The sequence below is a fragment of the Citrifermentans bremense genome (genome assembly GCF_014218275.1).
Taxonomy (GTDB): domain Bacteria; phylum Desulfobacterota; class Desulfuromonadia; order Geobacterales; family Geobacteraceae; genus Geomonas; species Geomonas pelophila.
The window spans coordinates 1,444,775-1,466,744 of sequence record NZ_AP023213.1 but is presented as its reverse complement, the minus strand read 5'-3'; the positions used below and the strand labels follow the sequence as shown (position 1 = coordinate 1,466,744).

General features: G+C 60.0%; 18 protein-coding genes and 1 tRNA gene. 6 read left to right on the top strand and 13 right to left on the bottom strand.

Translation table 11 applies throughout. The features are described 5' to 3' along the window. The 9 genes from GEOBRER4_RS06445 to GEOBRER4_RS06405 all read right to left on the bottom strand — a co-directional run bounded on the left by GEOBRER4_RS06445 (position 1) and on the right by GEOBRER4_RS06405 (position 11,820). Positions 1-1,239 carry a (Fe-S)-binding protein gene (locus GEOBRER4_RS06445; RefSeq protein ID WP_185244711.1) on the bottom strand — a complete coding sequence of 413 codons (1,239 nt, stop codon included), beginning with the start codon at positions 1,237-1,239 and terminating at the stop codon, positions 1-3. Positions 1,240-1,450: 211 nt separating this feature from the next. Next, positions 1,451-2,017 carry an HPP family protein gene (locus GEOBRER4_RS06440; RefSeq protein WP_085813307.1) on the bottom strand — a complete coding sequence of 189 codons (567 nt, stop codon included), beginning with the start codon at positions 2,015-2,017 and terminating at the stop codon, positions 1,451-1,453. A 66-nt stretch (positions 2,018-2,083) separates the two neighbouring features. Beyond that, the gene (locus tag GEOBRER4_RS06435) at positions 2,084-2,656 is read right to left on the bottom strand and encodes an IS110 family transposase (protein ID WP_226377907.1); all 573 of its coding nucleotides are present in this window, start codon (positions 2,654-2,656) and stop codon (positions 2,084-2,086) included. 151 nt (positions 2,657-2,807) lie between these two features. Further along, positions 2,808-4,256 carry an ammonia-forming cytochrome c nitrite reductase subunit c552 gene (locus GEOBRER4_RS06430; protein WP_185244710.1) on the bottom strand — a complete coding sequence of 483 codons (1,449 nt, stop codon included), beginning with the start codon at positions 4,254-4,256 and terminating at the stop codon, positions 2,808-2,810. 150 nt (positions 4,257-4,406) lie between these two features. Next, the gene (locus GEOBRER4_RS06425; protein ID WP_185244709.1) at positions 4,407-5,786 is read right to left on the bottom strand and encodes a sigma-54 interaction domain-containing protein; all 1,380 of its coding nucleotides are present in this window, start codon (positions 5,784-5,786) and stop codon (positions 4,407-4,409) included. A 148-nt stretch (positions 5,787-5,934) separates the two neighbouring features. Continuing rightward, positions 5,935-7,233: a diguanylate cyclase gene (locus GEOBRER4_RS06420; RefSeq protein WP_185244708.1), complete on the bottom strand. Its 1,299-nt coding sequence runs from the start codon at positions 7,231-7,233 to the stop codon at positions 5,935-5,937. Positions 7,234-7,248: 15 nt separating this feature from the next. Continuing rightward, positions 7,249-8,748, bottom strand: a complete 1,500-nt coding sequence (locus GEOBRER4_RS06415; RefSeq protein ID WP_185244707.1) for a sensor histidine kinase — start codon at positions 8,746-8,748, stop codon at positions 7,249-7,251. A 201-nt stretch (positions 8,749-8,949) separates the two neighbouring features. Continuing rightward, positions 8,950-10,362, bottom strand: a complete 1,413-nt coding sequence (locus GEOBRER4_RS06410) for a cytochrome-c peroxidase (protein WP_185244706.1) — start codon at positions 10,360-10,362, stop codon at positions 8,950-8,952. Between the two features lie 396 nt (positions 10,363-10,758). Continuing rightward, entirely contained in the window at positions 10,759-11,820 is a 1,062-nt protein-coding gene (locus tag GEOBRER4_RS06405) for an NAD(P)-dependent alcohol dehydrogenase (protein WP_185244705.1), read from the bottom strand. Positions 11,821-12,423: 603 nt separating this feature from the next. Between GEOBRER4_RS06405 and GEOBRER4_RS06400 the strand changes: the two genes are divergently transcribed. The 3 genes from GEOBRER4_RS06400 to GEOBRER4_RS06390 all read left to right on the top strand — a co-directional run bounded on the left by GEOBRER4_RS06400 (position 12,424) and on the right by GEOBRER4_RS06390 (position 13,846). Further along, positions 12,424-12,702, top strand: coding sequence for a hypothetical protein (locus GEOBRER4_RS06400; protein WP_185244704.1), 279 nt, complete (start codon positions 12,424-12,426; stop codon positions 12,700-12,702). 74 nt (positions 12,703-12,776) lie between these two features. After that, positions 12,777-13,388 carry a ComEA family DNA-binding protein gene (locus GEOBRER4_RS06395; RefSeq protein ID WP_226377906.1) on the top strand — a complete coding sequence of 204 codons (612 nt, stop codon included), beginning with the start codon at positions 12,777-12,779 and terminating at the stop codon, positions 13,386-13,388. A 53-nt stretch (positions 13,389-13,441) separates the two neighbouring features. Continuing rightward, positions 13,442-13,846, top strand: coding sequence for a YidB family protein (locus GEOBRER4_RS06390; RefSeq protein ID WP_185244703.1), 405 nt, complete (start codon positions 13,442-13,444; stop codon positions 13,844-13,846). A 462-nt stretch (positions 13,847-14,308) separates the two neighbouring features. Here the strand turns inward: GEOBRER4_RS06390 and GEOBRER4_RS06385 are convergent. The 3 genes from GEOBRER4_RS06385 to GEOBRER4_RS06375 all read right to left on the bottom strand — a co-directional run bounded on the left by GEOBRER4_RS06385 (position 14,309) and on the right by GEOBRER4_RS06375 (position 15,550). Next, positions 14,309-14,383, bottom strand: a tRNA-Gly gene (locus tag GEOBRER4_RS06385). 149 nt (positions 14,384-14,532) lie between these two features. Beyond that, a complete protein-coding gene (locus GEOBRER4_RS06380) occupies positions 14,533-14,910 on the bottom strand; it encodes a response regulator (RefSeq protein ID WP_185244702.1) in 378 nt (125 codons plus the stop codon). 88 nt (positions 14,911-14,998) lie between these two features. After that, positions 14,999-15,550 (bottom strand): class I SAM-dependent methyltransferase, encoded by a 552-nt coding sequence (locus GEOBRER4_RS06375; protein ID WP_185244701.1) that lies wholly within the window; start codon positions 15,548-15,550, stop codon positions 14,999-15,001. Positions 15,551-16,067: 517 nt separating this feature from the next. On the opposite strand from GEOBRER4_RS06375, the gene GEOBRER4_RS06370 reads away from it, so the two are divergent. The 3 genes from GEOBRER4_RS06370 to GEOBRER4_RS06360 all read left to right on the top strand — a co-directional run bounded on the left by GEOBRER4_RS06370 (position 16,068) and on the right by GEOBRER4_RS06360 (position 17,899). After that, complete coding sequence (locus GEOBRER4_RS06370) at positions 16,068-16,340, top strand: DUF4242 domain-containing protein (protein ID WP_185244700.1); 273 nt, start codon at positions 16,068-16,070, stop codon at positions 16,338-16,340. A 298-nt stretch (positions 16,341-16,638) separates the two neighbouring features. Further along, positions 16,639-16,914 carry a ribbon-helix-helix protein, CopG family gene (locus tag GEOBRER4_RS06365; RefSeq protein ID WP_085813320.1) on the top strand — a complete coding sequence of 92 codons (276 nt, stop codon included), beginning with the start codon at positions 16,639-16,641 and terminating at the stop codon, positions 16,912-16,914. Between the two features lie 28 nt (positions 16,915-16,942). Continuing rightward, positions 16,943-17,899: a Tim44 domain-containing protein gene (locus GEOBRER4_RS06360; protein WP_185244699.1), complete on the top strand. Its 957-nt coding sequence runs from the start codon at positions 16,943-16,945 to the stop codon at positions 17,897-17,899. A 211-nt stretch (positions 17,900-18,110) separates the two neighbouring features. On the opposite strand, the gene GEOBRER4_RS06355 is transcribed toward GEOBRER4_RS06360, so the two are convergent. Beyond that, complete coding sequence (locus tag GEOBRER4_RS06355; protein WP_185244698.1) at positions 18,111-21,965, bottom strand: PocR ligand-binding domain-containing protein; 3,855 nt, start codon at positions 21,963-21,965, stop codon at positions 18,111-18,113. Between the last annotated feature and the right edge of the window lie 5 nt (positions 21,966-21,970).

The window sequence follows — 21,970 nt, the reverse complement described above, 5'->3', positions numbered from 1 at the left end:
TCAGAGGGATAACCAGTGCATCCCGGCTGCAGCCGCGGCTATGCCGCAGAGTATCTGCGTGAAAGGGATCTTCCACCTGCGTCTTTTCTGCAGCGCCTGCTGCGCCACGAAGCTTCGCTCCCTGAGCACCGCGTTCCCCTTCTTCTTTTTGAACGACATCTTGAGGCGCAGCCGGTTCAGGTAGGTGATGGGGGCTTTGGCCCCCTTCTTCTTCCCGGCCAGCGTCTGCGCCGGCGCGAAGAGCAGGTCCACCAGGTGGTTGGTCGGGGTGTGTTGTTCCAGTGCCTGGACGCAGCCGGCGCAGTAGGTGATCACCCTCCTGCCGTCCGCCTCCTTCTTGCGGAGCTCCCCCCACTCCCCTGCCAGGGAGGGGTTCAACAGGTTCACCCCGCCCCCCTTGCCGCAGCAGACCGTTTTCTTCCCGGCATGCTTCATCTCCTCGACCACCAGCCCCTGGCGCTCAAGAAGCGTGCGGACCGCCCGGTGCACCGGCTCGGCGTTGCGGATCACGCAGGGGTCGTGGACCGTGACCGTCCCCGACACCCGCTCCGGCTCGAGTCCCGCCTCGGCCAAGGCCTCCCATACCGTGCGCACCCGCATCCCGTGCCCCAGGCGCTCGAACATCACCTGGCAGTTGGGGCAGGCGACCAGCACCTCCCGCACCCCGTGCCGCAGAAGCCAGTCGTTCATCTCCTCGAACATCGAGTTTACGTACTGCTCCCGCCCCAGCGAATAGGAGGGCTTAAGGCAGCAGTCGAAGACCACGCCCACGGTCGGGTCGGCCTGGTGCATCAGCGCCAGGAGGTTGTGCACCGCGTCAGGGCGCGTTCCAGGGAGCGAGCAGCCGGGGAAAAAGATGGTCCTGCACCCTTCAGGGAGCCGGTAGAGGCTGAAGCGGCGCGAGGTCCCGACCTTCTCGTAGTTGAGCAGGGGCCTGTGTTCCGGATAGGCGCCGAGATCGCGGTCCACCGCCTCCCGCCGCATTTCCAGGAACATGGCATCCACCTCGAGCTTCTCCGGGCAGACCGCGGAACAGAGCCCGCACAGGTTGCACTCGAAGGCGCGGTGCAGTTTTTCCGAGTCGGTCGGGTCGAACTCTGCGGCTATTTTCTTGGGGGTGCCATATTTGCGCAAAAAGGCGCACTCGCGGACGCACTTCCCGCAGTTGGTGCACCCTTTGATGTTGGTTTGGCAGAGTTTGTGGAGTGGGGATCTGACCGGTGCGGCGCTTTGTTTCATCTAGGCGGGGGCCTCTTGTTAATTAATGGGATACTTGCTGACGTAGCAGGATAACAATTGCCATCGTACTATGGCAAGCGCCTTTTGATGCAGGCGCGCAAATGTGCCCGTGTAATGGTTCTCGCCGCTCACTTGCTATCGTGCTAGACCATAAGCCCCCCTCCCCCTGCGGGAGGGGTCAGTGGTGGGGGTAGATGATTAGCTAGAACGGCTACAGCCAATGTTTCGGATAGGAGCGGTGATAGACGACGTTATTGGTGAAGCAGGCGACAGCCAGGAGTATCAATGCTCCAGCGAGAACCGGCAGCAGCACGAAGCCGGGCCCTACCGCACCCTGAACGCCGATGAGTGCCGTCGCCCCGCCGGGGGGATGGGTGGTGTGGGTGAGATTCATGACGAAGATGGAGATGCCGACTGCGACCGCCATCGTGACCGGAGTGGAACCTGCCAGCGCCACGACGACCACCGCAACTACTGCCGATAACAGGTGCCCGCCGACCAGGTTGCGGGGTTGTGCCAGGGGCGAATCGGTGGCGCCAAAAAGGAGCACGGCCGAGGCTCCGAATGAGCCGATCAGCAGGGGGTGCCCTAAGATCGCGGTCGTCTGGCAGATCGCGGTGATGCCCGCGACAGCACTCACCAGGCTCCAGAAGGCGTAACGAAAAGACATCGGAGGGCGCACCCCCCTGATGGGAGCCCGGCACTTCCGGGGAAGGCGCGTAAGCCTCCTCTTTAATGCGACCTTCCTGCGCATGACGATGCTGATGCGTCGCTTCAACTGTTGCTCCCTCCATTTCTGCATTGGAAAAACGAAAAATAGTGCTGCAGGGTGGAAATCAGGCGATCACAGGGCTCCCTCTCCCCCTGCGGGAAGCATGGCGCGAATGAACCCGGACAGATCGTCATCGATCCCCTTCACCCTGTTTTCCAGCCATTTGATCGTCTGGGCGATCTCGTTTTTCACACTGTTGTGTGAACTCGCCAAGCGGTTCCTTTCGGCGGCAAGCATGTCGATGATCTGGCGTCTGCGGGTAATGAGCGCCGTCACCGCCCAAGCACCCTCGTGCTTATGGCGGCGAGGTTCCGGTTTGACCGCCACGCCAAAAAGAGCAAGGATCCTGGCGTCGATGCTGTTACTTTTGGCAAGCCGCCCCGTTGCTTTGGCGAACTCTCTTATCTGACGCGGATTGATAACTGCAACCGGGAGATCTCTGGCAAGCAATATTCCGGTCACATGGTTCTCAACTCCGCCGGCGGCTTCAAGGACGATCAGCGTCGGGTTAAGAGATTCCAGCCAGCAAGCGAGCTCGCGGCAGGAAGCTTCGTCGTGGGGCATGCTGAACTCAGCGCCGCTCGGCAGGACCGCGACCTCGACCCGGTTTTTGCTGACATAAACACCGATGGTAATTTCGATCATGTTTGACTCCCAGGCTTGAGAATGGAGGATCGACAACTCCCTTTGGACAGGGTGCGGGGCCGGAAGGAAGGCGGGCCTTTTCCGGCCACCGGATAAAAAACCGGGGAACCGCCTGTCGCGGCTCCCCGGATCTTCGTGTTTCAGGTACGGGCTACTTCCCCGCCAGCGGGTCCTTGATCTCGTGCTGCGGCTTGAACATCAGCTTCTTCACGCCCCGGTTGTTGACGTACTTGGCAAGTTCAAGATCCACCTGGGCCGGAACCTGGATCCCCGCCTGCGCCAGAAGCTGGCGCAGCAGAGCCTGAGCCTTCGCGGCATGGCTCGCCGCATCGGTCATGATGCGGCTCGCCTCGGCCGGGTTATGGAAACCTGCGGAGTTCTCGGCGCCGATGAACACCACGCGGTAAAACGCCTCCTCGTAGTGGTCCTTCGCCTGGGCGTAGAGGTTTTTATCCAGGGCACTACCCGCAGTACTGGCCTTGTTCGCGGTCTCGAAGAGTTTCGCCGCCGTGGCGGTGGCGTAACCTGCCCGGATGAACTGGGACATGACGCGGTCCTGGATGGCGAACACCTTGTCGCGCAGCGCGTCGGGCGTCTCCTCGTGGCACTGCTTGCACGACTTCAGGTCGTTCTTCAGGGGGCTCATCACGCGGTGGTCGGTGACCTTACGCCCGGCAACCTCGGCGGAGGGCATGTGGCAGTCGGCGCAGGAGGCGCCGGCCTGCCAGTGCGGGCTGTTCCGGGAGAAGAGCTCGAACTCCGGGTGCCTGATGAAAGCGAGCTTGAAGCCGGTGACGCTCTGGGTCCATTCGCCGCTGGGCGGGTTGTTGCGCAGCTGCTTGATGATGTTCTCGATGCTGATATCCCCCCAGGCGCTACCCTGCCAGGGGAAGAAGACGTCGGTGGACTTTACCGCCGCGTCCTTGGGGATGCTGTAGGTGACGTGGCACTGCGCGCAGACCAGCGTGCGCATGTCCTGGCGCGTGAGATGCGACTGGTCCACGCCTAGGGCCTTCAGCCCCTTGCCCAGGGTGAAGCCACGGGAGATCTTGAGCGAGGCGTCGCGGTTGTCGTGGCAGTCGATGCAGGAGACGCCCAATTCCTGGTGCTCCTTGGGGATCTTCGCCCTCACCTCCTGGTACGGCTTGGAGAAATAATCCTTCCCCATGTTCCCCTGCAGGATCGGCGCATAAGGAGTCTTGCAGGTCAGGCAGGAACCGCCGGCCTTGTACCTGCCGGGGTCCACTTCGAGCTGGTCCTGAACCATGTAGCGGTGGCCGCGCGGCTCACGGTATTCCGACCCGAAGGCCCAGCCGTTGTAAAGGAGCGCCAGGAACGGGTACTCGTCGAGCTTGTCCGGGAGTTCCTCGCCTACGTCCCACCCCTTCTTGTACTTGCTCTTACCCGCCGGGGTCGGTTCCGCCGTCTGTTGCCATTGCCGGTACTGTTCCGGGTAGACCTCGCCCCACTTCGCCGGGTCGATGGTCCCGTCCGGGATCACCTGGGTCGTCGCCTGTTCGATCTTCTTCGGGGTACAGCCGTAGCCGGCAACCACCATGCCCGCCAGCGCCAGCGCAACGCATCCTCGCAGCATCCTCATTCCATTCTCCTCTCGTTGTAGATTTCAAAGCCTTGCCACCCTTTCCTAGAGCAGGGAGCGTGCCAGGGGAACAAATGAGATAAGTTGCTGAAATTACACAGTATAAAGACGAGCAAATCGGGACCAGTGTTACCTCCGGGTAACACCGTGTTACGAGCCGGTAACAGGGTGTTTCATCTTCTTCCAGAGCGTCTTTCGGGAGATGCCTAAAAGGCGCGCGGCCTCGCCGCGCCGGTTGCCGGTTGCTGCCAGGGCCTCCTGGATCAGCTCGGCCTCCCGGTGGTCGAGGCCGGCCGACAGCTTCGGTCCCGGCATTGGCGGCTGGGACGCCGCCAGCTGGGTAAGTTGTACCGCGTGCTGCGAGAATTCAGGGGGGAGATCGTCGATGCCGAGGGTGTCGCCGGTGCAAAGCGCGGTGGCGCGCTCCATGGCGTTTTTAAGTTCCCTCACGTTTCCCGGGAACGGGTGCTTCAAAAGGGCCTGCTTCGCCTCTCGCGAGAGCTGGAGCTGGGGGCGGTTCATCTGCTGGGAGAAGCGGGAGAGGAAGATGGTGGCAAGGGGGAGTATATCCTCCAGCCGCTCGCGCAGGGGGGGGAGGTCGATTGGGATCACGTTCAAGCGGTAGAAGAGATCTTCGCGGAAGAGTCCCGCCGCCACGTCCTGGCGCAGGTCGCGGTTGGTCGCGGCGATGATGCGGACGTCAACCTCGATCTCCCTGCTGCCGCCGATCCGCTCCACGGTCCTTTCCTGGAGCACGCGCAGAAGCTTCGCCTGGGCCGAAAGCGGCATCTCGCCGATCTCGTCGAGGAACAGTGTCCCTCGCTCCGCCTGCTCGAATTTCCCTTTGCGCTCCCGCAGCGCGCCTGTGAACGCCCCTTTCTCGAAACCGAAAAGCTCCGATTCCAGCAGTGTCTCCGGGAGCGCCGCGCAGTTCACCTTGACCAGCGGTCCGTCGCTGCGACGGCTCCGTTGGTGCAGCTCGCGCGCCACCAGCTCCTTTCCTGTGCCGCTTTCGCCGGTGATGAGTATGGTCGATTCCAGCGGCGCGGTGGAGCGGATCACCTGGAACACCGGCTGCATCGCCCGGCTGCGGCCGATCATCCCGCCGCAGGCGTACTCCGTCAGGAGCTGCTCCCTCAGTTCCGAGTTTTCCTCCTTCAGGCGCTCCCTTTCCGTGATGTCCCTGCTGATCATCAAGGTCCCCACGAAGCGCTCCCCACGGTCGCGGATGGGGTAGTAGCAGTTTTCGAAGATGCGCCCCTTGGTCTCCAGCGGCCTCGTGTGGGAAGCGGCGCTGCCGTCGCGCAGCCCGGCGAGGATCGCGGCTATCCGCTCGCGTGCCGGCGGCGTATGGATGGAGAGGAGGTCGCGCCCCAGGAACTTCTCCGCCTTGATGCCGCGCACCTGCTCCGCCGCCGCATTGACGAACACGATCCGGTTATCGCGGTCGGCGAAGATGATCCCTTCGCCCATGCTGGTGAGTATCGCCTGGTAGACAGCCGCCCCAGGCCCGTTTTCCGATTCAGACATCTTTGCCCCCCGTTACCGTTTGGTAACAAGGATAGTAAAGGCCCGCCGGACGATGGGAATTGACACAGGTCAAGAAAGCCTGGTTGGCCTGCATCGGAGGTGAAAAAAGGAAGGCTTAGTCAGGTATCCACTGGTCGTCGGAATCCCCTTATGCGGCAACGCTGTTGCAATCGCAGCAGGTCTCGACCCGGTTTCTGCCGGCGTGCTTCGCGCTGTACATCGCGTGGTCCGCCCTCTTCACCAGGCTCTCCGCGGTATCGTTCGGCTCAAGCCGGGCGACGCCGAAACTGGCGGTCACCTGCCCCACGTGCAAAAAGCTGTGCCGGCTCACCCGGCTCCTGATCTTCTCGGCGAGCATGCGCGCCGTCCTGCCGTCGTTGTTGTGCACCACCAGCACGAACTCCTCCCCGCCGTACCGCGCCAAGATGTCGGTCTTGCGGATCATACCGGAGACGATCACGGCCAGTTCCTTCAGCACGCTGTCGCCGGCGTCGTGGCCGTGGGTGTCGTTTATGGACTTGAAACGGTCCACGTCGAAGAAGATGACCGCCAGCGGCAGGCCGTAGCGCTTGGATTCCTGTATGGCGCTCTCCAGCAGCTCGGAAAACCTGCGCCGGTTCAAAAGCCCCGTTACCGGGTCGGTGGTAGCCTGGCTCTCCAAAAGCGCGTTCGCCCGCCTAAGCTCCTGCAGCGCAAGGTCGCGCTCGGCGGTGCGGCGGCGCAGGCCGAGGGAGCCGGCGAATAGCCCGGCAAGCCCCAAAAGCCAGACCGCCGCATGGGCCAGTGCGAGGTGCTTCAACTGCTTGCCCAGTCCCGCCTCCAGAAGCCCCATCGGCATCCTGATGCTGATGCCGCCCCGGATGTCCCCTAGCTTGTACCCCTGCTGCGCATGGCAGGCGAGGCAGCTTTCTTCGGTAACCAGGGGACGCATGAGACGCATATAGCGCGTGCCTTCCTCGGCGACCACGCTGCGCGCCTCGCTGCCTCCGCGCTCGAACGCGCGCAGGCCCTCCGCCTCCCACGGGGACGGCGCGTTCTTCGGGTTGAGCGGCTTCAGGCTCGTGATGTGGGCGGTGATGCCGTCGTCCTTGCGGGAGAGATCGTAGATCTGCCGCATCATGTAGGAAGGGTTAACGAAGGTGAGGTGCCGCCCCGACGGGGTCATCACGTCGCGGTCCGGCATCGAGGGGGGATAGAAGGCGTTGGGCGCAAGGCCCTGGTTCACCGGGACGTAGATGCCGCCGTGGAGCGCGTTCCAGTTGCGGTAGAGGACATCCTTGTCGATGTAGGCGCCGGCGATGTTCCCCGCGATGGTGGTGATCTCGCGCCGCAGGCTCGACAGGCTTGCCACCAGCGAAAGCGCCATAACCGCGGTCCAGCAAAGGGCTAGCATGATGGAATAGGTGCCAGGATGGTGGGGGACGAACTTCTGGATGAATTTGTTCATAGCTGAACCGTACCTCTAGCTGCTGCCTGTTTTCAACGTGAAGAAGAAAGTCGCTCCCTTTCCTGTTTCCCCCTCGCAGCCGACCCGGCCGCCGTGTCGGGCGATGATCCTTTTCACCGTCGCCAGGCCGATGCCGGTACCTGCGAATTCCTCGGCATTGGGTAAGCGCTGGAAGGCTTCGAAGATACCCCCGGTGAGGGCGTTGTCGAAGCCGATACCGTTGTCGCGGACGAAAATCTGGCACTCGCCGCCAATCTCCCTCCGCCCCACCTCGATCTCGGCCACTGGGCGGGTCCGGGTGTATTTCCAGGCGTTTCCGAGCAAGTTCTGCATAACCACCCGGAGCAGGTCGCAGTCCCCCTGCACCACCAGCCCCTCGGCGATAGTGAAAACCGCCTTTCTCTGCACCTCGGCAAGCCTCAGTTCAGCTTCGATCTCCCTGGATAATGCGGTCAGGTCCACACTGGCTGTTTTCACCTCGTTCCTGACGATCCGGGAAAAATCGAGGAGCGTCGCGATGAGCCGCCCCATTTTCTGCGTGGAGGAAAGCATCACACCCGCATAACCCTTTGCGTCCTCTGTGCTTACCTCCGGGGACTCCTTGATCAGGTTGCAAAAACCATCGATAACGGTGAGCGGAGATCTCAGGTCGTGCGAAACGGTGGAACAAAAGGCATCGAGTTCGCGGTTGGCGGATTCAAGCTCCTCCGTGCGGATCAGAAGATCACGGTTCAGGGCCCTCGTGCTGCGCTCAGCCTCGTCTCGCTCAGCCATGGCACGCCTGAGGCTTCCCCCTCCCAGGTAGATGCCCCCCAAGCCGAGCAGCCACAAGATGGAGAAGCTTGCCGCGTTTAAGAGCGAGTTCTGTCTGGCGATGGCCCGAAGCGGCTCCATGGGTACCGCGACGCTCAGCCCCCCGCGGATATCCCCGATGCGGTACCCCTGATCCCCATGGCACTTAAGGCACTCCTTTTCCGTGATCAGCGGTTTCATCAGGCGCAGATAACTCGCCCCACCGATCTCCTCGACCGTATCCGCCTCGCGCGCCCCGCTGGCGAAAGAAGCAAGAGCCACCCGCTCCCACGGGTCCGGGAGGTTCTCCGGCCGGATCGGGCGCAGGCTTGTGATGTGCCCCTTCACTCCGTACTTCTCCGACGCCAGTTCCAGGGCCAGCCGGGTCATGTAGGCCGGGTTGATCCAGGTGAACTTCCTGCCGTCGGTGGCGACGATGTCCCGTTCAGGGAAGCGGGCCAGGTACTTGTTGGGCTGCACCCTGTGAGATACGGGCGCGTAGACGGCGCCGAAGGTCGCGTTCCAGTGCCGGTAGATCACGTCACGCTGGTAGTTGCTACGCGCCTGGGTCCTGGCGGTCTCTATCGCCTGCGACCGTTCGTGACGCAGGTTGATCATCAAAAGGATGGCGATCACCAGGGTCCAGCCGGCGGCCAGTCCCCATTCGTAGTATCTAAGCGACCGTGGTGGCGTAATTTCCGCCTCGTTTTCGCGTCTTTGCACACACCCTCCCGCGCATAGCAATAGATCTGGACTTTGTCATGATACAGAAAAGGATTCTAACCGCAATTGACGAACATCAAGAAAGAGGGGAAAGACAGGCAGTAAGGAGAGAGAGGGGAGAGTGCTTCACGGACACTCCGGCTGTTCAGCGGAGGGGGACCGGACGTGCAGCCCGGTCCCCCTTTTCGTGCGTGAGGAGAGTTAGAGGTCGGTCAGGGTCTTCAGGAACTGGATCAGCGCCATACCCTCCTGGGGCGTCAGGCCGAGATTACCCATATCGACCCGGTTGATGTTCTCCGCCACTTCCGGAGCGGGGAAGCAGGTAGCGCCACCCATGGCGTCCTTGGGCGGATTCGGGGTGTCGCAAAGCGGAAGGACGTCCCTTAAGTTGTAGAAGTGAACGATCTCCTGCAGGCTCTTGAAATGGCCGTTGTGGCCGTAGGCCTTGACGAAGTCCGGTCCGGGGCGCTTGTCCACGTTACGCAGCGTCGGAGTCTTCTGTTTGCCCATGTTCTGAGCTGCCAGCGCGCTGTAGTCGACGGAAGCCCCAGTGCTGTCGGTCATCCCCGCGGTTTTCGCCAGGAAAGCCCCCAGTCCCTGGTCCACCCACTTCTCCCCTTTCGGGTTCCACTGGCGCGGCATGTCGTAGTACGGGTTCTCAGGATTGGCAGGAAGTCCCAGGTTGTGGTACCTGAAATCGGTAAGAAGCGGGAAACGGCTCCCGGCCATCGGCTGCAATAGGTGACAGGTAGAGCACTTCCCCTTGGTGTTGAAGATCATCAATCCCTGCAGCTCCATATCCGTCAGGCCGCGGTTTTTGAACCGGCTCCAGTTCATCATGTTGATCATGGGAACCGGCGGCATCTTCCCCTCGGAGTTCTTCCAGAAGGCATCGAACCTGGAATTGAAGGCACTCACCTCCGCGGACCGCTCGTAGGCGGCGATGGAGCGGGCGATGCGCTCGTAGGTGCCCGCGACATCCTTCACGCAGTCCAGCGAACCTGCCCCCCAAACTTCTTCGAACTGCGTGGCATACCCGGTCCTTAAGACGTTGAGACAGACGTGCTTCGCGTTCGGGTTGTTCTGTTCGAGCGGGTTGAGGAACGGGCCCATAGCCTGTTCGGCAAGCGGGTCCCCCAGGTTCCAACCCGATGCCCGCCCATCCCAGAACATCCCGCCAACGAAGACATCCTGCATGGCTCCACCCATGCCGCCACCCATGCCGCCACCCATTCCGCCACCCATGCCGCCACCCATGCCGCCACCCATGCCGCCGCCCATGCCTCCGCCCATTCCGCCACCGCCCATCGAGCCCGCTTTATGGAGGGCCGGATTGTACCCGGCATAGGCAGCGGTCGGAGGTTTACGGTTGCCCGCCCTCGTATGCACCGCTCCCGGGATGACCGCACCCGCTGCGTTTATCTCCGAATCCGGTCCGGTCCAGCCGGTTTCCGGGCTGTGGCAATCGGCGCAGGACTGCCCTGGAGGGTTGGAAAGAGACGGGTCGAAAAAGAGGTTCTTGCCCAGGCTTTCCACCGGGGTAAGCTCCACCGCGGCTACCGGTGCTGCTACCAACACTACAGACAGCGTCGCTAGTACGAGTTTTGAAATCATCTCTTCCTCCTTTGAGCATGGTGACTGGAATCTGTAATTACCCTAAGGCGCACATGGTCACAGCTATAGCACCGCCCGTGCCAGAGTCGAAGATCCGGCCGTAGTCTGTAAAATCGGCAGGTTACCACCAGGGACCGTTTTACGAGAGATGCGAAAAATTCAGCAGACAAGGAGGGGGGAATGTGGCGGGATCGCAGTAGGGCGCGGGCAAAGTAGCCGATGGCAATAGAGAAACCACTGTCGCAGTTTGGTACACCCCTTCAGGGAGAATGACTGCCGGGTTTTACTCGTGAAGAAGGAGGCAATACAGTAACCCCAATCCGGGAACACCGGGGATAGAGCAGAGAGGGAGGTTCACCTCCCCCTCCACTCTATCCGCCGCCGGACGGTGCTGCTTCATTCGCCCTTCAAGGAAGCCATGTCGATGGAGAAACGGTACTTCACGTCCGACTTGACCAGCCGCTCGTAAGCCTCGTTGACCTTCTGGATGGGTATGACTTCAACGTCGGCGGTGATGTTGTGCTTGCCGCAGAAGTCGAGCATCTCCTGTGTTTCCTTGATGCCTCCGATGAGGGAGCCGGAAATGCTCCTGCGGCCAAAGAGCAGTGCGAAGGCGGACAGCGGCAGCGGCTTCTCGGGGGCACCCACCAGGGTGATGTTTCCCTCCAGCCCGAGCATGTTGATGTAGGCGTTTATGTCGTGCTCGGCGGCAATGGTGTCGAGGATGAAATTGAAAGTTCCCGCTTGGGCCTTCATCTGCTCCGGATCGGTGGAGACGATGACCTCGTGGGCGCCCAGACGCAGCGCGTCTTCTTTCTTCCCGGCGGAAGTGGTGAAGACCACCACGTGCGCCCCGAAAGCCCGGGCGAACTTGACGGCCATGTGCCCAAGACCGCCGAGCCCTACCACCCCGACCTTCTTACCCGCGATATCCCCCCAGCGCCGGATGGGTGAATAGGTGGTGATCCCGGCGCAAAGAAGCGGCGCCACGCCGGAGAGATCGAGATTCTCAGGCACGCGCAGCACGAAATGCTCGTCGACCACGATGCTCTCCGAGTAGCCGCCATAGGTGACAGGTGCGGTGCCGTGCACATCCGGCGAGTTGTAGGTAAAGGTCGCGCCGGGGCAGAACTGCTCCATGTCCGCCCGGCAGTTAGGGCAGCCGTGGTCCGAACCGACCAGGCACCCTACCCCGACCAACTCCCCCGGTTTCACCTTGGTGACGTCGGGGCCGACCTTGGTGACGCGGCCGACGATCTCATGCCCCGGCACGCAGGGGTAGACGGTGGGCATGACGCTCGCCCACTCGTCGCGGACAGTGTGCAGGTCCGAATGGCAGATGCCGCAGTAAAGGATCTCGATCTGCACGTCACGGGGGCCGGCTTCCCGGCGCGGGATGGTATCGGCGACAAAAGATGCGGTGGCACTGGCAACTGAATATGCTTTGGCTTTGAACATTCCAACTCCTCCTCTTTGTGTTTTCCTAACCAGCCTTTGCCTCTCCTCTGTGTTTCCTCAGTGTTAGAAAAAAACTCTGTGACCTCAGGGACCTCAACGACCTCTTTGGCTTAACACGCCGGCCCTGAAGCTGGCCCCAGAGTTCATATCCTAATCGCGATTGCTCAAAAGACAATAGACCTATCTGCTGGATTTATTGCCCGGAGTAACCCAGCAGAAATGGGCAGTTCCGTGTAATTCATGATGTGACTCCTTCCTTGGAGAGTTTGACCGCATCCAAAAATGATTACCATTTTTATGCCTCAATGCCATTAACACTCCATGAATTATTTATAATTTGTAGTTATAAATGATTCGTGTTGAACCTCGTCAAATCAGATAAGTGCCAGGACTGCAACGCCCTCATAGAATATCTGATAATCACAGTTTTGGAGTGAGTCTCAAAATGCCGACAGTGGGTTATAAATTAAATTACATTCACATTCAACCGGGCAAATCCATACTGACATTTCAAGTCAACGGTTCGATGAGAGCTTGACTTGCACTTGGTGTCTGGTATTGATTGAGATTGTCTTTAACTTACTTGCACAAAGGAGGATGGAAATGAGACTGATCGCCGCGTTGATAGGACTAGCTCTGTTTACCGCTGCAACGGTGTTCGCCGGCACGACCAAGACCTACCAGGTGACCGGTCCAGTGCTGGAAGTCAAAGATGACATGATCGTCGTACAGAAGGGCAAAGAGAAATGGGAAATCGCCCGCGATAAGGATACCAAGGTGACCGGCGGCCTGCAGGTCGGAAGCAAGGTGACTGTCACGTACACAATGAAAGCCGCCACAATCGATGCCAAGGCTGCGGCCAAGGCCGGAAAGAAGAAATGACTCGCCGCGGGGAAGATTGAACGCCTGGCAGGTTCTTCTGGCTGACACAGGTAGAGATATGAAGGAGGTAAGACATGAGGCGTTTTCTGCTGAATGGGTTGCTGTCCGCAGTTACTGTGCTTCTTGCCGTTGGGATTTCACTGACTGGCGCCCTTGCTGGCGAAGCCGTCAAGACCATGGATAAGGCTAAATCCATGGATAAGGCAAAGACTACGGCAAAGAGCGTGACGAAACCGGCGGTTCCTGGAACCAAGGTTGATATCAACAGCGCTTCGCAGGCGGAGTTGGAGAAACTGCCAGGTGTCGGTGCAGTAACGGCTAAAAAAATCATAGCTGGCAGGCCCTATGCCTCGGCTGCCGACCTCTCCAAAGCTGGACTGTCGGCCAAGGCCATCGAAAAGATACAGCCCTTTGTAGCGGTTGGCGCGGCGTCTGTGGCGGTACCGACAGCAGCACCCAAGGTCTCGGTTCCCAAGGCGTCCTTGCCTGCTGTACCGGCCGCTGCAAAAGCCGCCAAGCAGGTCCAGCCTCCTGCGGGCAGCGGCATGGTATGGGTTAATACTGATTCGAAAATCTATCACAAGTCCGGCAGCACATGGTACGGCAAAACTAAACAGGGTTCGTACATGACGGAGGCAGAGGCAATCAAGGCAGGTTACAGAGAGTCCAAGCAGGGGGGGAAGTAGCTGCAGAAGTAGTGGTTAATTGACCCCGTGCAGTTGCGGGCAAGGAGGTTGTCATGGGAATATTTGACGACGTCGTAGGCAAGATCCTTGGAAGCAAAACCGGCGCAGAGAGTTCGGGGCTCCTAGATGGTGTCATGGATATGCTCTCAGATAAAGAAGGAGGTGGATTGAGCGGACTTGTTCAGTCGTTCCAGCAGAAGGGACTCGGAGACACCATCTCCTCATGGATCGGGACCGGGCAGAATTGGTCAATTACTCCCGAGCAGATTGAAGAAGGGTTAGGGAGTGAAAGAATCCAAAATCTGGCAGCAAAGGTAGGTATGTCTACTGAAGAAGTGACAGCCAAGCTTTCAGAACTATTGCCCACCATGATAGACAAAATCACGCCTGACGGCCTCGTGCCCGAAGGGGGACTTCTGGATAAGGGGCTGGAATTTCTTAAGAGCAAGCTATCGTAACCCCGACAGCCTTGATGTCACGTTATGTAAGTTAGGGAGAGAAGAGAGTCGACGTGTGGCCTTTGCATGGGGTCGCCAAGCCTCTTATTTAATGTACCAAAATGAGACAGCGGTGATTTCGACCACTAAACAAAGGCTCTCGGCACTAGCCGGGAGTCTTTTGCGTTTAAACTACTACCCTACTCAAGTCCACACAAAATATTTCTTTCCACGCCTGGCCTGTTCCGCCGAGCTGTTCCAACGCCGGGTATGGGTTAAAGTATTGGAAAAAGCTGGCGTAAGGTACCGGAAGCCCTACGGGAGGTACACGGAGGGGCAGAAGCAGGACCGCTTGAAGATCCTTACCTATTTCGGAAGGGACTTCAAAAAGGGCAGATACGAGAAAGCCCCGGCTGCATGCGAAAGTTCATGCGAAAGCCGGGGCCTAAAGAGAAGAATCCGTGAGGATTCCTTGTAGATAAATGGAGCGGGAAACGGGGTTCGAACCCGCGACTTCAACCTTGGCAAGGTTGCACTCTACCACTGAGTTATTCCCGCTCAACGAGTCCTGTTTTATAGCAAAACCAGTTTCGGCAGTCAACACAAAACCTGCTCACGATGAAGAAAAAAATCAGATGACAATAAAAAAGCCCGATTCTCCGGGCCTTTTTCCTGCTCCATTTTTGCAGGCTACTTCCTGAACCAAACTACTTGCCGGTCAGGATCTTCCTTATCGTCTCGTAGACTTCCTTGGGAACGAACGGCTTCATGAGAATGGCCTTGGCACCGGCATCGAGCGCTGCCTGGGTGTCGCTGTCGAAGTCGGAGGCGCTGGCGACCAGCACCCGCGCGTTCTTGTCGTATGCCACCATTTCCCTGGTCGCATCGATCCCGTTCTTGTCCGGCATGTAGATGTCCATGATGACGATGTGAGGGCGCAGTGCCTTGAACCTCTCTACCGCCTCTTCACCGTCACCCGCCTCGCCTACGACCGTGAATCCGATCTTCTCGAGCAGGTCTCGCAAAACCTTCCGAAAGAATATCTCGTCATCGACGATCAAAATCCTTACATCTTTCAAAGCCATGCCTGCCTCCACCGGGAAACCGCAGTTAACCTGGACACGCCTTCTACCTTGCCGGCTGCACTTTTACTAACTAGAAACGCTTTATGTCTTAAAATTTCCTCCCTGTCAACCGATAAACTGCTGCTAATGCGTGCGTGCTGTAGTAATGACAGATGCGCTCGAAGTTGTAAGGGAGCAAGAACCGGTCGAGATCATCATGTGTGTAACTTCGGGCTTTGTCGTCACAGTCCATGTAATGCTGCAAGGTTGAGCCGCACCTCAGGTCATCCGGCCTGCTGTTGACCTCTATGAGGAAATATCCTTCCTCTCGCAGGTTCGCCACCACGTTCTCAAGGTACTGCTTCCTTTGCGCCCGGGTTTCTATGATGTTGAAGACATAGGTCGAAAGAACAAGGTCCACGCCCAGGTCGCTTTGGACCAGTTCAGAAACGTCCAGCAATCGCTCCAGGGCCATGGCCTTTGGATGCGCCCTGAGAACCTTCACCTGCTCGGGAACATCGGCAGCATAGACCGTGAACCCCTGTTCGGTCAGGTAGAGAGCGTTTCTTAGTGATCCGGTGCCGTAGTCGAGCACCCGGTTCGCCCGTATCAGCCGGAAAAACCTGGTGTAGCGGATGATGCTGGTCGCAGGCTTGATCATCTCTCGCCTCCTCCGAGACCTCTCCCGCAGCTGCGGGCTCCGGTCTTCCCCCTTTCGTCAGATTTCCGTGGACAATTGTATAGCATCAACAGAAATTGTTAAGAGACTCTAACCACTTGTTCCGTTTTGTTTCAGGGCCTCAGTTGGGGGGCCTCGCGCGCCAGCATGGAACACGATGACTGCTCCAAGATCATCACCTGTTCCATCTTGTACCGCTCTTACTGTTCTTTTTTGTGTCACTGCAACAGCTTTGCCCTTCGCCCAAGGAATCCTTTCAAATGAACTCCTTTGTGTTTACAAATAGTAATGGCTCCCTCTTTGCCAAAAGCGGATTGCCGGCACGATTTGGGAACGACAGTTGCTGTAAAAGCATTTTATTTCACCGTATGCATAAAGTTCAGCGCGAGAAGCTCGCGTTATCGCCTAATACAGAACTTGAGGCACGGACGATCAGCGGGCCTGTTCCCTCCACGGGGCCAGGGACTAAACAGCAACAACATCAAAGGAGAAAACACACATGCCCAAGTACGTAATCGAGCGCGAACTCCCCGGCGCAGGGAGCCTCGCCCCGGACACCCTGCAGGCGATTTCGCAGAAGTCCTGTTCTGTTCTGAGCAGCCTCGGGCCTGAGATACAGTGGCTCCACAGCTACGTGACCGACGACAAGATCTACTGCATCTACCTGGCGCCCAGCAAGGAACTGATCCTGGAGCACGCCCGGCAGGGAGGCTTTCCCGCCAACAGCGTGGCAGAGGTCCGCACCGTGATCGACCCGACTACGGCGGAATGACCTTTTTCCGGCAGAGGGGACCGTATACTTTTTTTTGCAAGAAAAGGTTGACATAGCCCCGAACAGTTAATATTATGAGCACCTGTAAAGGGGAGTAGCTATCGGCCGGAGAAATGGCCGACCCTTGGTTCGTCAAGACGGTGGCAACACCCGGACCTGGGGATACGGATTATCTATCTAACAGCAAGACCTTTACCCAAGCGATGATTCGCCGTGGGTAAAGGTCTTTTTTTTTACCTGCCCTTGCGCCAGGCGGCGCGCCCGATGCGGGAATTGCATCCGTTCAAAAGGAGGAAAAATGCACAAGGAATCGCTTAAATACGCTGAAACGACCGGAAGAAAATCGCAAAGCGCCAAGAGGAATCCGCCGCGCAAGAAGGTTAACCAGGTACTGAAAAACGTGGTGTCGCTACGGGTAAGCGACCAGGAGAAGGACCTTCTGGAGCGGCTCACCGCGTCCACTTCGCTGAACGTGTCCGACCTGGTGCGCGAGGCTCTGGGCTTCTGGCTCGCCAAGCGCCAGGGGCAGCGCGCGGCCAAGAGCTTCAGGCATTCGCTGCAGACCAATTCCTAACATCCAAGATCTAAGGAGAGACAACGACATGAAACGACATCTGGCCAGAGCATTCACCCTAGCAGCAGCCGTACTGTTTTTGAGCGTCACCGTGCTGGAGATGAGCGCCGAAGCAAGGATCGGCGGCGGCCGCTCCATGGGTAGCCGCGGCACGCGCAGCTATTCAAGGCAGGCAGCCCCCTCTTACGGGCAGCCGATGGGAAGCACCTACCGGCAGCAGGTCCCCCCGACCGCGGGCCCGATGCAGCAGCAGGGTGGCTCCTTCCTGCGTTCCATGGCGGGAGGTATCGCAGGCGGTCTTCTGGGCGGCATGCTCTTTCGCGGCATGGCAGGCGCAGGCGGTTTCGGCGGCATGGGAGGCGGCATCGGCATCTTCGACATCCTGCTCCTTGCCGGTATCGGCTACCTCATCTACCGCATGGTAATGAAGCGCAGAAACCAGCAAGCCGCGGTCCAGGGAGCCGGCAGTTATTCCTATGGCGGCTATGAACCGCAGGGCGCCACCATTTCCGCTCCCTACCGGGTCGAGCCTGCCCAGAACGACGTCGCCACCGGTCTCTCCCATCTGCGCCAGATGGACCCCGGCTTCGACGAGGGGCGCTTCAACGACCTGGTCATGGACAACTTCTTCAAAATCCAGAGTGGATGGATGAACCGCGACCTCGCCGCCCTCTCCCCGCTGGTAACAGAAGAGATGAAGGGGGTCTTCCGCGACGACATCGACAGGCTTTTGCGCGACAGGCAGATCAACAGGCTGGAGAACATCGCGGTGAGGAAGGTAGAAATCACTGAAGTCTGGCAGGAGGCGGGGCAGGATTACGTCACCGCCCTCATCTACGCGAACCTCCTCGACTACACCACTGACGAGCAGGGGCAGGTCGTGGCAGGAAGCAAGACGGAGCCGGTCAAGTTCGAGGAACTCTGGACCTTCACCAGGCCGGTCGGCAACAACCCCTGGCGCCTGTCGGCGATCAACCAGGTGTAAGGACGGCCAGGTTAAGATTAAGATTGAGAAGAAACCTAGATTTCACAGTGACAGAAACGGCAAAGGGCGCTCCAAATGGGGCGCCCTTTTTTATGCTTTCTGCGGCTCGCGGCAGGGCCAGATATCCGTCCTCCACCTCCCGGCCTCGCCAATCTCAATCTCAATCTCAATCTCAATCTCAATCTCAATCTCAATCTCAATCTCAATCTGCTTAACCTCTTGCCTCTCGGTCCAGCACCTCCCTCACCTTGTTCAGCAGCGTCATCGGCTGGACCGGCTTCATGACCAGGTCCACCGATTCCTCGAACACGCCGCGGTTCTTCATGAAGTCAGCGGTGTAGCCGCTCGAGTAGAGCACCCTCGCCTTCGGATCCATCGCCCGGATCTCCTCGAACGCCTCGCGTCCGTTCTTACCCGGCATGATCACGTCCATAAGTATCAGCGAGATCTCGTCCCGGTGGGCCATATATTTCTGGACGCAGTCGCTGCCGTCGACGGCGAGGATCACCCGGTAGCCGTACTTCTCCAGCAGCGATTCCACGAGCCTTCTCACCCCCGGGTCGTCCTCCGCCAGCAGGATGGTCTCGGACCCCGTCTTCGGCGCTTCGCTCGTGGAAGAGCACCCCTGCCTCTCCGCTTCCCCTTCTATCAGCGGCAGGTAGATCTTGAAGACCGTCCCCTCTCCCGGCTCGCTGTAGACGTTGATGAACCCCTTGTGCTGCTTGACGATGCCGTAGACGATCGACATCCCGAGTCCGGTCCCCTTCCCCACGACCTTGGTGGAGAAGAAGGGCTCGAAGATCCGCTCCCGGGTTTCCTGGTCCATCCCCTCGCCCGTGTCGGAAACCATGATGCAGGCGTAGCGCCCTGGGCTGCCGCCCCCCTGGGAGCGCACATGTGGCTCGTCGATCTCCTGCACCCCCGTCTCGATGGAAAGGCTGCCACCGTTGGGCATGGCGTCGCGGGCGTTGGTGGCGAGGTTCATCAGGATCTGCTCCAGCTGGCTCGCGTCGGCCAGGACCTTCAGGGTGCCGGGATGCGGATGAAAGCTAAGCGTGATGTCCTCGCCGATGATGCGCAGCAGGAACTTCTGGATCTGGTTCACTTGCGTGTTCAGGTCGAGCGCGGAGGGGTTCATGATCTGCCTACGGCTGAAGGTTAGAAGCCCTCGCGTCAGCTGCGCCCCCCTCTCCGACGCCGCCACGATCTGTTCCACCTGCTCCTTCTGGTGCTGGGTCAGGGTCCCGTCCAGCTCCAGGAGGTTTCCGTAGCCGACGATGACGGTCAGGATGTTGTTGAAGTCGTGGGCGATGCCGCCTGAGAGCTGGCCTATCGCCTCCATCTTCTGCGACTGCCTCAGCTGCTCCCCCAGATGTTTCTTCTCGGTCTGGTCGCTGATGACGCAGGCCACGCGTATGCTGCCGCTTTTGTCCTCGATGGGGGTGTAGGTCACAGCCAACGAGCGCACCCTGTGCTCCGCCGACTCGGTCTGGATCTCGAAGCTGACCGCATTTCCAGCCAGGCACTCGTCCACCTGCGGCTTGACCGAGGCGAAAAGCTCTGCGCCGAGCACCTCCTCCGCGGTCCGTCCCACCACCTCGTCCAGGGTCACCCCCCGGTACTCCAAAAAGGCACGGTTGGCCATCCGGTAGCGGTAGTCGCGGTCCATGACGCAGATCTGGTCCCGGGAGCACTCGATCACCTTGCGGTATTCCTGAAGCAGTTCCTCGGTGCGGGCGCGGTCCGCGATGTGCTGGGCCTGCTGCACGTTCTGGATCGCCATCCTGGAGAGCTGCCCGGCGATCTGGAACAGCGATCGGCACACCTTCTGGAACTGCTCCCTGGACATCCTGTGGGCCTTTGAGAGCGCGTCCCGGTAGCGCACGGGGTCGGCCCCTATCTCGTCGGCGTACCGGGACATCTGCCCGAGATCGGCTTCATCGTCCAGCACCTGCCCCACCAGCCAGTTCCCGACGTGGTACCCCCCTACGTGGATCGCCGCGCCGCCATCCCACAGCCCGCCGCTCAGGCAGGGCTGCAGGCAGGAGCCGGAGTGCCCCATCGAGCCCAAAGCGGCATCGGAGCGCATGCAGTTGGCAAGCCCCAGCTCGGTGCCGCGAATCACCTCGCCGCAGAGTTCGCTGAAGTTGCTGGGACGGGTGATGGGGCGCCCCTTGGCGTCGGTGATGATGGAGGCCACGCCGTGGGCTTCGGCGAAGCTGTTCTGGATTGCCTGCAGCTCTTCCAGGTCGAAGAGGTCTTCCATGGTTATCCGCGCCAGGTTCACCATCGGCTCGGTCAGAACGGCCAGCCTGTGCTCCAGCGCAAGCTCCAGGCGCTTGCGTTCGGTTATGTCCCTCACCGTAGCACAGTTGAACTCGGTCCCGTTGTAGATGCAGTAGTTGGCTGTGACCTCAACCGGGACCAGCCGCCCGTCCTTTGCCCGGTGCGCCGTCTCCTGCTGCACACTCCCCTTTTGTTTCAGCTCCTGCCAGTACCCGGTCCAGACCTCCGCCGGGTAGGAGGGGTTCAGCTCCGCGATCTGCATGCGGATGAACTCGTCCCTGCTGTAGCCCAGCATGGCGGAGGCGGCGCGGTTGGCGTACCAGATGCTTCCCTGCGGCGTCACCCAGTAGACTGCGTCGTTGATGTTCTCAATGGTGAAGTCCTTGAGGTTCAGGCCTTCCAGGTGGCTCATCGCCTCGAGCTCCTGCGCCACCCGGACGCTGGCGATCTGGAGCACGGTCTCGATGAGGGGGAGGTTTTGCAGCGGCCGACGGCTCAGGATGGCGAGGACCCCGATAGCCTTTCCCTGGCTGTCCCTGAGCGGCACCCCCGCGAACCCCTCCGCCTCCTTTTCCTGCAGCATCTGGTGCAGCGGGAACAGATCCCTCACTCCGCTGGGGTGGATGCAGAACGCTTTGCCCACCACGTCCTGGCACGGCGCGCCCATCAGGTCGTATTCGAGCTCCTCGCACTCGGCGTCGCGGCAGCGCAAGCCTCGGGTCCTGATCCGTCCCTGTTCGCCCAAAAGCTCTCCCGCATAGGCGTAGTCGACGTCCAGGCAGGCGCAGAGGTACTGGCTGATGCCGGTCAGGAGCCGTTCCTCGCGCTCGCGTGCGCCGCACTCGTTGATGAAGAAGAGGGTCTCCTCGATCTTCAGGCGCTCCCCCGCCTGCCGCGCCATCTCCCGGGTCTTGCGGTTCACCTGTCGGCGCAAAAGAACGATGAAGGCGGTCGCCACCCCCCAGATCAGGGCGCACCCGATCAAGGTGGGGATAAGCCAGCGGGGGGTGACCGGGACCGCCGACGCGTTGCCGTAGGACCAGCGCCTGAGCGCCTGATGGTAGGGGGAGCCCTCGGCGGCGCGCCAGGCGGCCAGGTAGCGGTCCAGGACTTCGAGGAACTTGGGATTTTCGCCCTTGCCCGCGGCGAGGTAGATGTCGAAGGGGTTGAAGATGATCCCTGAGGAAGCGAGGTCGTACTGGTGGTGCTTCGCGGTGCCGAAGGTGCTGTTGACCACTCCGGCGTCAACCTTGCCCGAGGAGACCGCGGCGAAGATCTGCTCGAAGTTGCCGTACTCGACGAAGCTGCATTTGATGCCGAACTTATCGATCATGTTGCGGAAGCTGGCGCCGTTGAAGTCCGCCTTCATCACCGCGACCGTCTTCCCCTGGACCTCTTTGATGTTGTTGAGCTGCGACTGGCGGCGGACGTACAACTCGCCCCACACCGTCAGAAGAGGGGTCTTCGCGTAGTCGAGGAATTCGGCGCGGTCCGGGGTCCAGGCGACGGCGGTGAGGAGATCTACCTCCCCCTTCTTGAGGCGTGAGATCCCCTCGGCCCAGTCGCCGTAGAGGTACTGGACCTCCCACCCCTCGCGCCGGGCCACCTCGTTGATCAGGTCCACGAAGATCCCCTGGACCTTGCCGTCCTGCTGGAAGATGCCGGGGTAGAAATTGAACGCGCCGACCCTGATCCTGCGCGCGTGGGCGTCCCCGCCTAAAGACGCGGAGGCGGTCAGCAGCAGGCAAAATGCAGCGAGTAAAAGAGTAAGACGCCTCAACTTGT

Bases quoted from the DNA above. Each gene is read 5' to 3' on its own strand.
- GEOBRER4_RS06445 (WP_185244711.1), bottom strand. From the start codon at position 1,239: ATGAAACAAAGCGCCGCACCGGTCAGATCCCCACTCCACAAACTCTGC.
- GEOBRER4_RS06435 (WP_226377907.1), bottom strand. From the start codon at position 2,656: ATGATCGAAATTACCATCGGTGTTTATGTCAGCAAAAACCGGGTCGAG.
- GEOBRER4_RS06430 (WP_185244710.1), bottom strand. From the start codon at position 4,256: ATGAGGATGCTGCGAGGATGCGTTGCGCTGGCGCTGGCGGGCATGGTG.
- GEOBRER4_RS06425 (WP_185244709.1), bottom strand. From the start codon at position 5,786: ATGTCTGAATCGGAAAACGGGCCTGGGGCGGCTGTCTACCAGGCGATA.
- GEOBRER4_RS06420 (WP_185244708.1), bottom strand. From the start codon at position 7,233: ATGAACAAATTCATCCAGAAGTTCGTCCCCCACCATCCTGGCACCTAT.
- GEOBRER4_RS06410 (WP_185244706.1), bottom strand. From the start codon at position 10,362: ATGATTTCAAAACTCGTACTAGCGACGCTGTCTGTAGTGTTGGTAGCA.
- GEOBRER4_RS06405 (WP_185244705.1), bottom strand. From the start codon at position 11,820: ATGTTCAAAGCCAAAGCATATTCAGTTGCCAGTGCCACCGCATCTTTT.
- GEOBRER4_RS06400 (WP_185244704.1), top strand. From the start codon at position 12,424: ATGAGACTGATCGCCGCGTTGATAGGACTAGCTCTGTTTACCGCTGCA.
- GEOBRER4_RS06395 (WP_226377906.1), top strand. From the start codon at position 12,777: ATGAGGCGTTTTCTGCTGAATGGGTTGCTGTCCGCAGTTACTGTGCTT.
- GEOBRER4_RS06390 (WP_185244703.1), top strand. From the start codon at position 13,442: ATGGGAATATTTGACGACGTCGTAGGCAAGATCCTTGGAAGCAAAACC.
- GEOBRER4_RS06380 (WP_185244702.1), bottom strand. From the start codon at position 14,910: ATGGCTTTGAAAGATGTAAGGATTTTGATCGTCGATGACGAGATATTC.
- GEOBRER4_RS06375 (WP_185244701.1), bottom strand. From the start codon at position 15,550: ATGATCAAGCCTGCGACCAGCATCATCCGCTACACCAGGTTTTTCCGG.
- GEOBRER4_RS06370 (WP_185244700.1), top strand. From the start codon at position 16,068: ATGCCCAAGTACGTAATCGAGCGCGAACTCCCCGGCGCAGGGAGCCTC.
- GEOBRER4_RS06365 (WP_085813320.1), top strand. From the start codon at position 16,639: ATGCACAAGGAATCGCTTAAATACGCTGAAACGACCGGAAGAAAATCG.
- GEOBRER4_RS06360 (WP_185244699.1), top strand. From the start codon at position 16,943: ATGAAACGACATCTGGCCAGAGCATTCACCCTAGCAGCAGCCGTACTG.